We start from the raw sequence: 12,187 nt of genomic DNA, 5'->3' as shown, positions 1-12,187 counted from the left end.
TTCTATGTCATTCCCGCGAAGCATTGTTGCGTGGACCGGTAAAACCCACTGTGTCAAGCCACGGGATGACAGAGGTGAAATTGATCCACGCGGGAATGACACCGGAAGACCAAACTACACCATAAAACAACTTCTTTTAGGCAATGCTACTTATCATGCTTTATTTTTTCTGACATAATGTTATTTATGAGTAGTATATTTGCACAATAGCAGAAAAAATGTAACAATCCAAGATTGAAATTTATATTTTTAAAATAATGTAGTATTATAAAAAAATCGCTTGATATGTATATATACAAAGTAATTATACTGTATTAAGACATTTATATCAGTAATAAACATGCACGCAGAAATTATTAAAATCGGTAATTCAAGAGGCTTACGCATTCCTAAAGCTTTTCTTGAACAATGTAAAATAAAAAGTACAGTAAATTTAACGGTAAAAAACCACTCTCTTATAATAACTCCTTATGAAAATATACGAGAAGGATTGGAAGAAAGTTTTAAAACTATGGCTGAAAAGAAAGATGACCAACTCTTAGATGAAGATTATATAGACTTAGACACAGAAGGCTGGGAATGGTAAATATTAACAGATTCGATATATTACTTATTTCTCTTGATCCGACTAAAGGAACGGAAATAAATAAGATTAGACCTTGCGTTGTTATTTCTCCTAATGAAATGAATAAGTATATTAATACTCTTATTGTTGCTCCTATGACGAGTAAAATTAAAAACTATCCAACTCGTGTTACGGTTACTTTTGACGATAAAAAAGGCAATATCGTATTAGATCAAATTCATACTATAGATAAATCTAGAATTATAAAAAAACTTGGAACTTTAGACAATGGGCTCTGGATATAAATGTCAGAGAGGCTCATCCCTTTAGCATATAAGGATAATATCTTCTGATCTAATCCATCAATCCTAGTCTGACGCTTTGGCACTAGTACAGGAGAAAATTCAGCATTTCTATCACGTGGTACTTCAAGGAGTCAATCATAAATTTTGTGTAAGTATCTAAAATTCATTTTCTAATAATTCATATTTAAAATCTCCGCAAAGTATCTCAAATTGATTTAAAGCAAGGGACCATTCTCTAATGGGCATGGTCCATTTTTTTGCAGCATTTTTTAGAGCCAGAAAGACGATTTTTGTAATAGATTTATCATCTGGAAAAACTCCCTTATTTTTGATAATTTTACGGATTTGACGATTTACCGATTCAATCGTATTAGTAGTATAGATGACCCTTCTAATTTCTTCTGGAAAGGCAAAAAAAGGCACTATTCCAGTTCAATTACGTTTCCATATATCAGAAATAACCGGATATTTGCTATCCCATTTTTTAGCAAACTCTTCTAATGCTAAATTTGCCATGCTCTCATTATTTGCTGTATAGATTTGTTTTAAGTCAGCCGTTACTTCTTTAAGATCTTTATAAGAAACATATTTTACAGAATTACGAACCATATGCACGATACAAAGTTGTACTATAGTATTTGGAAAGATACTGTTTATAGCATCTCTAAAGCCTTTAAGCCCATCAATACATGCTACATAAATTTGTTCTATACCTCGATTTTTTAGCTCGGTTACAACTTGCATCCAAAATTTTGCACCTTCATTTTTGCTAATCCAAATACCAAGCAACTCTTTCTTACCTTCTGTATTAACTGCAATAGCAAGGTAAACAGCTTTATTTATAACCATATTATTATCTCTTGCTTTTACCATTATACAGTCTAAATAAACAATCGGATATATCCTATCTAAAGCTCTGTTCTGCCATCTTATTACATCTTCCATTACTCCATCGGTAATGGTAGAGATAAGCTCCTTGGAAACTTCTGTATGGTAGATTTCTTCTAAATGTGATTGTATCTCGCTCATAGTCATACCTCGAGCGTAGAGGGAAATAACCGTATCATCAAATCCGGAAAATCTTCTAACTCCTTTAGGGATTAGTTGCGGTTCAAACTCACTATCTCTATCACGTGGTACATCAATTACTATTTTTTGACCGCTCTCGTCTATTATTGTTTTTTCTGTTGTACCATTCCTACGATTGCTATCTATCTTCGCTACTTTGCTATGCCTAGAATATCCTAATTCATGATTTAGTTCACTTTCCAATATTCTTTCTACTAGACGCTTCTTTAGTTGCTGAAACAGTCCATCTTTACCAAATAGCTCAGAAGGATTAGCTTGCGATAATAGCTCTTCTACTAGTTCATTATTTATATTTGTTTTTGCTGTCTCTTGTTCTAATTTTTTAGCCATATTTTCCTTTGGTTAAGTCGTTATTTCTTACAGTAATTCTTTATCTGCTTTTTTTTAACTTACACAAATTATATGACTGACTCACTTCAAGTTCCAATACTCTACCTTCAGTAATTAGGCTTTTTTTGCATACACCATTTCTACTATTGTTAGTCTCTATCCTGCCATATTTGTTATAGACAAGATGCTCATCCATCTCAGCTTTTAAGGCTCTTTCAAATATATTTTTAGTTAACTGCTTTAATATCCCGTCTTTGGCAAAAAAACTCGTTAAATCAGTATCTTTATCTATTAACAAATCTACTGCTTGTTTTATCTTCTCTTGGTTACTGTTACTCATGTTATTCCTGATAAATTATATTATTGTTAATATAACCTATCCTAGAAATTTACACACTTAGTGAGACAGCACCAGACAATGAAACTATAAATTTAGTTTTTAAGACTTTAGAGGCTATATTTACTTAATGCGAACTATAAGACAAGGAACTTATTTATAGTTCGCATTAAATAAACTTACAGATTTACCTTAAGCCTTAAAGAGCCTTGGTTAGCTATATATTTCTTCGCAAGGGATAAATTATATCTAATACCAAACTCCATCATATTATATTGAATAGAAAGACTCCCGCCTAAATTATAATTTAGTTTTGTAGGTTTAAATTTAACTGTTATAAGCGGCTCATCTATTCCATCAAGCCCGTGCATCGGTATTCGGTAATTTTCCTTTAAAATCATAATTTACAAAACCATGCAATTCCGGTTTTATTTTTACGTCTTTTACAAAGAAGTTAGTTACACCTTTTAATCCAGCTATGCCTTCAAATCTATCATATGATTTTTTTCTAACGGATAAATTTTGGAAAGTAGTACCTGTTTCTTTGTAACTATTATTTTTAAATGTAGCATAACGAGTTCCGATCATCGGTGTTATAGCAGTAAAGTTAGATATTAAATAATTATAACCGCCAAGTAATTCACCGCTATAAGAAGTGTTATTAAATTTACCGATTGCAGTTTGATCAGCTGTATAAACCTTACGTTTTTCATAATTCTTAACTCTACTTCTACCGTATGAGCCTATAGCCTCAACAAAGAAATTACTTGTCCCACAATTATAAAGCCCGTAGATAGAATATATATCGCTTATAGCTTTAGTCTTATCACCAACTTTATAATTTTGATGGCGTAATTTACTATCAGCTCTAGTATAAGCAGCTCCAACTATTACACTATCACTTAGAGCATAATCAAAACCTATTATTCCTCCTTGAGATTTAGACTTATATCTGCTTGCCCCATCATTACGGGATTTTTGTGTAGCCTTACCGTAAAAAGGAACGCCCCAGATACCCGTACCGATATTATCCTCATCACCGGCAGCTACTGCCGCTTGATTAGTAAGACTTTCACTAGCATTTGGTTTATTTAAACCGTTTAGCTTAAATGTACTTTCATCTTTATTATTTACTTCACCTAGTCTAGCATTAATCCCCGAAGAAACAACGCTGTCCATATTTACTGAAATATCTGTTAATATGTCCTGTATTTCTTCTATATTAAACTCTCCAAGTCCTTCACTCACTTCTCGTACATCTGTTCTTCCGCCTAACCGATTTAAAGTTTCTGAAACATTTTTTGTTGATCCTAAATCATTTAATACTTTACCTGCATCACTCTCATTACCAATGCCGATACCAATTAATTGCTCTACAAGACCGGGAGCTATAGGACCCGTAACCTCATCTCTTATCGGTTTTGGATCAAAAATAGGCACTATTACACCACCTGCTTCTTTTAGTATTACTTCATGTTTGGTATCAGGAGTAATTTTAGTAATATCAGAGCATGATTTGACTTTAATTACTAAACTATCTAAAGCCGACATATCAACATTAGCCCCGTTACCAACTAATATATGCCCTCCCGATTTCGCAGTCACATCAAAATACGTAATAATCTCAAGAGTACCGTTATATGTAACATTTCCGGTATGCTTTAATTCGTAAGTAGCTAAATCTAAAGCACTATCCGTAAATTGTGAATCAGCATCTATTCCTAAATTATCCAATAATACTATATTTGCTTTATTTTCTAATAAATTAGCTGCTTTAATATTTTTCTCAAGGAGAGCAAATTTCTCAGGACCAAACTCTAAACGCTCTACATTTTTGATTTCTTCTTTTAACCAAACATTTTAATCAAATTTTATAGCACCGCCACCATCAATCTCAGCATTTACTAAAACTGCATCTTTAAAATGTACAGAAGCAGCAGCATCTGCAAAATTCAGCTTATCTACTTTAATATCAGTTAAATAAGTAAATAACTGAAGCGAACGAGGAAGGAGATCTCTATCTACTAAAACCTCCTGTATAATTATATTTTTAACATTTCTATTATTACCTCGTTCAAAATCTATATTCTTACCTGCATCAATGTTAATCTCTTTAGAATATACATCACCTTTAATAGTACTATTCTCACTAACTTGTACACTTGCTAAACTATTATTTTTACTTCCTAAATTATAAGTAGTACCACCCTCTATATTAAGTTTTACGTTACCTTTCCCGTTATTCGCAGTAGTTACATCCGAATAAAAATTCTTAGTATTTACCGTAACTAAACCGTTTCCTGTTAATTCTATTGCTTTTAATCTGTGATCTTCAGTCCCAATAGCACCGTTACCGGTGTCAAAATCCGTTATTGCTAAAGTGTGAAGATTATTTCCTGCTGTAGTAATATTAGTAACTCCACCTGCCGCTTGTAGCGTTAATATCGCTTCTTGTCCTGCATTTGAGAAGTTAATAGCTTGGGCTTTTAATTCACCTGTAATAGTAAAGTCTTTACCGGCTACTTCTACTATACCTAAACTATTATTATTCCCGATGGTACTGGTTATATTAATAGGGACTTTGTTGTTTAATTTTAAAGTACCGTTATTCTCATTTTCACCTGCAATATCGGTAGCGATGATATTATCATTAACCTCTATTTCTACACCGTTTGACATTATAATATTGCCACTTTTAACGGTACTGCCAAAATTTACCGCACCTGCTTTTACGATAATATCACCGACTGCCGCATTTGAACCAACGGCATTACGAACACTACCGCCGTTGGTAAAGATTAAATTTACAGCCTGCCCGCCGGTCTTATTAATATAAGTTATCGTTAATCTAGAATTAGGACCAAAAGTTAAATTATTATTACCGTTACCTTGAATCTCACCGATAGAGTAATCACCGCCGGCAGTCAATGCTACATTACCGTTACCTGCTTTTAACATTTTTATATTAGTAATTAGCTTAGTAACTTCCCCCGCTCCTTCAAAGTTCAATGTACCACTCATATCACCAGTACTTGTAATGATACTATCAATTTTTATATTATCCGTAACATTAATTACACCTGCTTTACCTTGGAAATCTACAATATCACCTACTATATCTCCTGTTGCAGTATATATCGTATCATCTTCAAATCTAATATTTGCATTTACTTTATTAAGCGTAATAGCGTGAATATCTAATACTATATTCTCAACATTTATTCCTGCTTGTAAATTTATAGTACCGTTACCGGTGCTGACAAAATCTAATTCTTTTAATCTATGTCCTTCCGTACCAAGTGTATTATCATCATTACCATTATTAGCTATTATTAAATTTTTATCGCCTGTAGTTAACTTTATTATACCGAACTTATCATGTCTCGAATCTAAAGGTCCGGTTAAATTTATAGTATGATCATCAACCTTTGAACTATTTTTAAGATTTAATACTGAATCTTCATGTATAAACTTCATACCGCCGGTATTTAACTCGAAATCACCGTTTACGGCGTCTAAAGCATAAGTAGCTGCATATGAAGTTTTATCTATTAGCTGACCTATATTTATTTCAGCAACCTTAGCGGACGTTAAACTTTGATCGGTAAAATATGCTCCTTTTTGAATATTTAACTTATTAATATTATGGATGTCCAAATTATTGGTAATAGTAACGTCCCCCTTAATATTTAATTCAGCTAACTCATTACCTGCCGTACCGAGCATTGCTCCGTTCTTACCGCTTACAACTAAATTATGACCATTACCGCTTAAAGTAACAATACCGCCACCACCAGCACTACCTATTTAAGCTACCTGCAAATGTAACAGTTTGATCTATAGGAGCAGTTAATGTTAATTGTGAATTTGCATTACCAAAATTAATACTGCTATTTGGACTAGTTAGTAGAGCTAAGTTAGCATTATTTACTTCAATTAAAAAACTCCGCCCTGCATTAGCATCCCCTATATTTATTGTTTTAAGCGTACCAATGCTTGCATCCGTAGCCGTTAAGGTAGTTAAAACGTTTAATATACCAGTTTGTCCATTTGCTATAACGGCATTGAAAATATATTTATCATTACCGTTAAACTCTAAAGTACCGCCTTTTGCTCCAAAATCAACATTCTTTGCCGTGAGATTTTTATTAAGTTGTAGTTTCCACCGTTTGTAAAATTAACACCACCTACAAATACATCATTTGCTAGAGATACATTTGTTGTATCATCTCCTTGGATATTTATAATAGCAGGACTATTTTCTTCATCAGCACCAACATTCTGAGTTACATTACCATTACCTTTAAAATTTAAAATACCGCCGACCCCGCCGGTACTAAGTACAGCTCCATCAATTGCACGACCGTCATTTATACTAAACGTTCCGTTAGTCCCTTTAAAGTCGATATCTCCTGTTATCCCTTTAGTAGCTGCTACCATACCTGCTGCGTTATAACTTAAATTACCAATCATACGACCATCGGCAGTTACATTAGCTTTAGCATTAGCTACTATAAAATCTGTAGTATTTGCAGTAGAACCTAGTCTTGTATTTCCTGTACCATCAAAATTAATAGTAGTGGCATTGGTTATTGGACCCGTAACGCTACCTCTCAAATTTATAGTTGTTGAAGCGGTATCTATAGAATTTATTGCACCGGTAACTGTCTTTCCTTGATTAATAGTTAATACAAAATTATTACTACCATTGCTAACGCCTTCTATATCAGCAGTAACATCATTATTTATAGTAAGTCGCATAAAATTGTTAAAATTGCGAGTATGGTTTACTTGAATCTTAGAGGCTTTGACCTTACCGTCTAATTGAAAGTTAAGAGTAAATTGACCATTATTATTTCCTATTACTAAATTCTTAATAGGATTGGTTTCGCCTATATTACCCCTTATATAAGAGTTTACTACTCGATTATCTTCAGATTGTATCACATTAACTATACCGTTTTCCCCTGGCATTATATTATCTATATCCGAATTAAAACTTTCATAAACATTTAAAGTAATATTAAGAGTATCATCAACATTTTGAAAGTTAACCTTTCCTATAATAGGATTATCACCTCTAATATTTAATGTACCGGGCTGATTATATAATACCTCTCCTTCTGCTCCCAAATCTAATACTTGATTAAGAGTCACCTGTCCGGTACTATTCATGTTTAAATCGCTTTGTAAATACCGTATTATCAATTACGATATTACCTGCTCCCTTAACTTCAAATTCTTTAAGACGATGCGTATTGTCCTGCCCTATCGTATATGGTCCTCCATTATTTGCTATAGTAAGATTATTTGTAGTTGCTTCTACTCGTACTATCCCATATTCATCTTCTGCATCTGATGGATTTAAATTAGCATATAACGTAAACTGCTTATCCGTATTACCGGTATTTATTAAATCTAACTCTGAACTTGCTCCTTTAAACGCTATACTTGTTCCATTATTTAATAAATTCATGTTACTATTAACACTATCAATATTAAAAGTAGTGTTATCGGCGATATTCGTCTTTTGAATAGCAGTAACAGTTGAATCAGTAGCCGTAGTAACTCCGGCATTTACATTTAATGTTCCATTTGCTCCGTTAGTTATTGCCCCTCTAATTGTAGTATTAGTACCATCTATATTTAGGACAGAATTTGCACCTGTAAAATTAAACCTTACTCTCCCTGCACCTGTTCCATCTTGAATCGAATTGGGAGCAGATAAAGTAAGCGATTTATCTCCGGCAATATTAAAATTCATATTTCCGGCACCACTGGCTTTAGTAGGCTGAGTTATTATAACATCGTCATTTACATTTATTGTTTCTGAGGAGGCACTAGTGTTAAAGATGCTATTTAGAGTTATTGGGGCATTAATATTCAAATTAATACTATTTGCACTATCCCCGCCACCCATCTGTGTAAATGATACCTGTTGTAATGCACTATAATCATTTACTGGAGGAATATTGCCGACCCCTGCACTACCATTTACAAGTAATATTTATATTAGTAGCATTATTAAATCTTGTAATATTCAAACCCTTTACAACACCGAACATTGAACCAATTGTAAGATTTATAGCTAGATCCGTGCTACCCGCTACCGACCGATATTGCAGTTACTTCTTGATCAGCTCGTATAGCACCCTATATTGTAAGTACCGCTATTTGATACAGTTATATTACCGGAATTAATCACTTCAATAGTATTACCGTCAACAAATGATGGATTAAAATTAGTATTCGGATTATTAAGATTAACATCCCCGACCATTTGACTAACAGCTGCTGCATATATTTCATTTACCGGTATGGTCAATGACAGACCTAATATTGATGCGGTTGCTAGAAAACTTTTTAATATTCTAGATTTTTTCCTCATAACTCTTAACCTTATAGTTGATTTATTGACTAAAACTTTATATTAAAACCCTTTAATTTATTAATTTTTATATAAAGTAATGATATATTTATTGAATTGATGAGGTGTTTTTACAACATTAGGTTTTTTAGGCTATTAATATACTAATCAGGAGGTTAAGATTAGATAAGATATTAGGTTCTGTGAACATTTCTAAAAAAGATTTTTTAAATTATAATTTTCTAAAAAATTATCTATTATCATTTTATCTTTTTCATCTATTTTTGAATTTTCCGAGCTTGTACGGCTATTATATTATTTTCATTTTTATGCAATGTAATACGTACTAATTCATCTTCGAGTAGAATAATAAGCCTCGCTATAAGGTCATACAAATTATTTAACGTATCGCTAATATCTTTAGTCATAATCTATCACCGTTTATAATCGGTGGAAGTCCGACAAAAGCTCTTTTTTCATTTAAAGTCATGAAATTAGCATTAGAGATTTTAGCCCATAAATTTTCACGCTTTTCGGTTAATGCAGATATAGAATCACGATCAAAATCAATAATAATATCTTCCTTAAAAAGATATGAAAACCAATTACTCATACTATCCGCAATTTTATCAAGTAAAGGGATTAGCGTTTCTTCCCATAAAGCAAGACGAGCTTCCTGCATATTGCTATAGGTGTTATCGCCGTTAATACCTAGTAACTGCGGCGGCACTCCAAATGCTAAAGCTATTTCTCTTGCCGCAGAGTTTTCAGATTCAATGAAATCCATATCCTTTGGGTTGATACTCATTTCTTGCCAGCCAAGCCCTCCCTCAAGCAGTAGAGGCTTACCGGCATTACTATTACCGCTAAATTTCTCTGATAATTGAGCTTGCAATCTTTCAAATTGCTCATCGCTAAGATAACCGTTACTGTCTTTTACTATTAATGCACCGGATGGTCTGATATTACTTCTCCGGTTCTACTTTTAAGCACTTTCCACGGCACATGTCCCGCTGATTGGGCAATTAAATTAATACATCTATATACTATAACATTTTCACGATAAGCTTCTATGCCTACCTTAACTCTTTTTAAGTTCCCGTATGCAATGTCGTTTAACTCAATAAAATTTTGTGATTTGGTAGTACTATTCTTCCAAAACTTTTTCCAATAATTTTTTATCATATATCCTAATATATTTGTTGTTTTCAGGATTATATAATGATTTGGGAGGTAGACTAAGAGAGCTTAATAAAATGTTAATATTTGTTAATGTAATTTAAATTATTTCTTTACAAATAGAAGGAACTACTATTTATTATAAAACATATTACCATGAAATATAGCAATTTGATAGGATATAAAACATGCCTTTACCATCTGAATATTATTCACAATTACCCACAACAACTTTGAATAAGCTAATAAAAAATTTTATAAAAACTAAAAAATATGACGAAATAAAATCAATTTTAGCATCTAAGAACAGTTATAATTTTTTAGGGTTACATCATGCCGTTACGTCATTTGATCTAGAAGCATATAAACTTATTATTTCTTATGCTAACCCTAACCATTTTACTTCTGCTGAATACGATAGATATATACATAATATCGATGATACATCTATGCTTGATGTAGCAGAATTTATAAATTTTGATACTATACAATATAGAGATACAAAAAGCAGCATGTTACAAGAGTTGATTAAGTTTAAGAAAAGAGCGATTGAGGAGCAAAATAAAAATGCAATTAGTGAACTTAAAATAGAAGGATTTGAATTAAAAAAATTAGCTAGTTATTTAAGTTTTCAAGAGTTTAAAAGCTTTATTGAAGATAACAAAATTGAGATAAATATTGAAGAACTTAATATTGCAAAATTTAAAATAGAAAAATTATCGCCGATTGCAGAAGTAATTTATAGCGAAAACTCTGATATTACTATTTTAATGACAAGGACTTACAATGTAAGCGATTTAAATGACAATATAATTCTTCATAACTATACAAAGCTTTTGCAATGGGAACCTACAAATAAGTTATTAGCCTATATAGCGGCTAATATTAAAGTGCAAGATAGCCTAAAAATAATATTTGATAATAAATCATTTTCTCATTACGATTTAGACAATAACCTAATATGTATAGGCGAAGAAAAATTAAATTTAGAATCAATAATAGCACATGAATTTGGACATTATGCAATAGAGAAAATTTTTTGCAATGAAAGTATCCCACTAAATAATGGTTTTCAAATTTTGAAGGCAGATTTCGTAAAAAATGCACCATATCAAAATGATGATAGAATATTTTTGCCTAAAAATTTTGAAAGCTTAAAGAGCTTAATTAATAGTTCATATGAATATAGTAGAGCCGCAAAACCAATACTTGATTTGACGGCAAATTTAATATTAACACAAGAGGAAAGAAATGAAATTAGTAGTAAATATAACGATAGTAAAGAATTGATTAAATATTTAAAAAACGAGACTATATTACCTATATTTTACTTTAATAATTATAGACCGGAGAAAGCAGATACAAGAGAATTAGAGGAAGTTATAAAAACTAATTCTCATGCCCCTATTATGACCAATTTAATTATTAATTTACTAAAATTATCTTTTGTAAAAGAACAGGATTATCATGAATTATTTGCAACTGATCAAAAAGTTCAATTGCAATGTATATTAACCAAGATTCTAACGCAAATAATAAAAGATAAAGATCTTACTAGCGAGCAAGTTTACTACTTAGAAAGAATTGGAGATCTTATACACAGAGACTCAGATGATAGAGCCGCAGAGTTCATAGTTAGGTATCTAGAAATTAGTATAGATAATTTATTGCATCCAATCGAAGATTCACGTATTATCAATGCAATTCAACCGCTGGCAGATTTTTGGGAGGAACACATAGTTCCTAAAATGGAATCTACTATTATAGGATGTACAAAGGAATATAATTGTGGTACATTTGATGGAGCGTAACTAATCATGCATAAGAGCGTTGTTGCATGGATACCAAATCGTAATTGCGTGCGACTAACAGGAACGTGGCAATCTCAGGACTTTAGCACGAGATTGCTTCGTCAAAACTTGCAGTTTTTCCTCGCAATGACGTTGAAAAGCGGTCCACGCAATAACGCCTCGCAGGGATGACATCACCGGCTTTTCAAAAACTATCCGGCACTA

12 protein-coding genes and 3 pseudogenes are annotated in these 12,187 nt (G+C 32.3%); 4 read left to right on the top strand and 11 right to left on the bottom strand.

Translation table 11 applies throughout. The features are described from left to right. Positions 1-4 precede the first annotated feature (4 nt). The 3 genes from AC5587_RS02725 to AC5587_RS02715 all read left to right on the top strand — a co-directional run bounded on the left by AC5587_RS02725 (position 5) and on the right by AC5587_RS02715 (position 870). On the top strand, positions 5-178 hold the full coding sequence (locus tag AC5587_RS02725) for a hypothetical protein (protein WP_410527312.1): 174 nt from the start codon (positions 5-7) through the stop codon (positions 176-178). A gap of 162 nt (positions 179-340) precedes the next feature. After that, complete coding sequence (locus AC5587_RS02720) at positions 341-586, top strand: AbrB/MazE/SpoVT family DNA-binding domain-containing protein (protein ID WP_499162769.1); 246 nt, start codon at positions 341-343, stop codon at positions 584-586. After that, positions 580-870: a type II toxin-antitoxin system PemK/MazF family toxin gene (locus AC5587_RS02715; RefSeq protein WP_499162768.1), complete on the top strand. Its 291-nt coding sequence runs from the start codon at positions 580-582 to the stop codon at positions 868-870. The genes AC5587_RS02720 and AC5587_RS02715 overlap by 7 nt, the downstream gene beginning before the upstream one ends. Here AC5587_RS02715 and AC5587_RS02710 read toward each other — a convergent pair. The 11 genes and pseudogenes from AC5587_RS02710 to AC5587_RS02660 form a co-directional block, all read right to left on the bottom strand. Then, a pseudogene (locus tag AC5587_RS02710) lies at positions 870-998 on the bottom strand (transposase); the annotation flags it as partial. The gene AC5587_RS02715 and the pseudogene AC5587_RS02710 sit on opposite strands and share 1 nt — an antisense overlap. Before the next feature lie 28 nt (positions 999-1,026). Further along, a pseudogene (locus tag AC5587_RS02705) lies at positions 1,027-2,289 on the bottom strand (IS256 family transposase). 40 nt (positions 2,290-2,329) lie between these two features. Continuing rightward, complete coding sequence (locus AC5587_RS02700) at positions 2,330-2,629, bottom strand: transposase (RefSeq protein WP_499162767.1); 300 nt, start codon at positions 2,627-2,629, stop codon at positions 2,330-2,332. Between the two features lie 176 nt (positions 2,630-2,805). Next, positions 2,806-3,027 carry a hypothetical protein gene (locus tag AC5587_RS02695; protein ID WP_499162766.1) on the bottom strand — a complete coding sequence of 74 codons (222 nt, stop codon included), beginning with the start codon at positions 3,025-3,027 and terminating at the stop codon, positions 2,806-2,808. Next, positions 2,984-4,360: an autotransporter domain-containing protein gene (locus tag AC5587_RS02690; protein ID WP_499162765.1), complete on the bottom strand. Its 1,377-nt coding sequence runs from the start codon at positions 4,358-4,360 to the stop codon at positions 2,984-2,986. Before AC5587_RS02690 ends, AC5587_RS02695 begins: the two co-directional genes overlap by 44 nt. Positions 4,361-4,486: 126 nt before the next feature. Further along, positions 4,487-6,352, bottom strand: coding sequence for a hypothetical protein (locus AC5587_RS02685; protein ID WP_499162764.1), 1,866 nt, complete (start codon positions 6,350-6,352; stop codon positions 4,487-4,489). 369 nt (positions 6,353-6,721) lie between these two features. Beyond that, entirely contained in the window at positions 6,722-7,801 is a 1,080-nt protein-coding gene (locus AC5587_RS02680; protein ID WP_499162763.1) for a hypothetical protein, read from the bottom strand. Next, complete coding sequence (locus AC5587_RS02675; protein WP_499162762.1) at positions 7,794-8,546, bottom strand: hypothetical protein; 753 nt, start codon at positions 8,544-8,546, stop codon at positions 7,794-7,796. Before AC5587_RS02675 ends, AC5587_RS02680 begins: the two co-directional genes overlap by 8 nt. Before the next feature lie 216 nt (positions 8,547-8,762). Continuing rightward, positions 8,763-9,014 carry a hypothetical protein gene (locus AC5587_RS02670; RefSeq protein WP_499162761.1) on the bottom strand — a complete coding sequence of 84 codons (252 nt, stop codon included), beginning with the start codon at positions 9,012-9,014 and terminating at the stop codon, positions 8,763-8,765. A gap of 257 nt (positions 9,015-9,271) precedes the next feature. Further along, positions 9,272-9,421: a hypothetical protein gene (locus AC5587_RS02665; RefSeq protein WP_499162760.1), complete on the bottom strand. Its 150-nt coding sequence runs from the start codon at positions 9,419-9,421 to the stop codon at positions 9,272-9,274. Next, positions 9,418-10,178: pseudogene (locus tag AC5587_RS02660) on the bottom strand (phage portal protein). Before AC5587_RS02660 ends, AC5587_RS02665 begins: the two are co-directional and overlap by 4 nt. A 182-nt stretch (positions 10,179-10,360) precedes the next feature. Here AC5587_RS02660 and AC5587_RS02655 point away from each other — a divergent pair. Continuing rightward, complete coding sequence (locus AC5587_RS02655) at positions 10,361-11,983, top strand: hypothetical protein (protein ID WP_499162759.1); 1,623 nt, start codon at positions 10,361-10,363, stop codon at positions 11,981-11,983. Positions 11,984-12,187 lie beyond the last annotated feature (204 nt).

The sequence above is a fragment of the Rickettsia endosymbiont of Hedychridium roseum genome (assembly GCF_964028255.1).
GTDB lineage: Bacteria > Pseudomonadota > Alphaproteobacteria > Rickettsiales > Rickettsiaceae > Rickettsia > Rickettsia asembonensis.
This window is presented reverse-complemented; position numbering and strand designations above follow the sequence as displayed.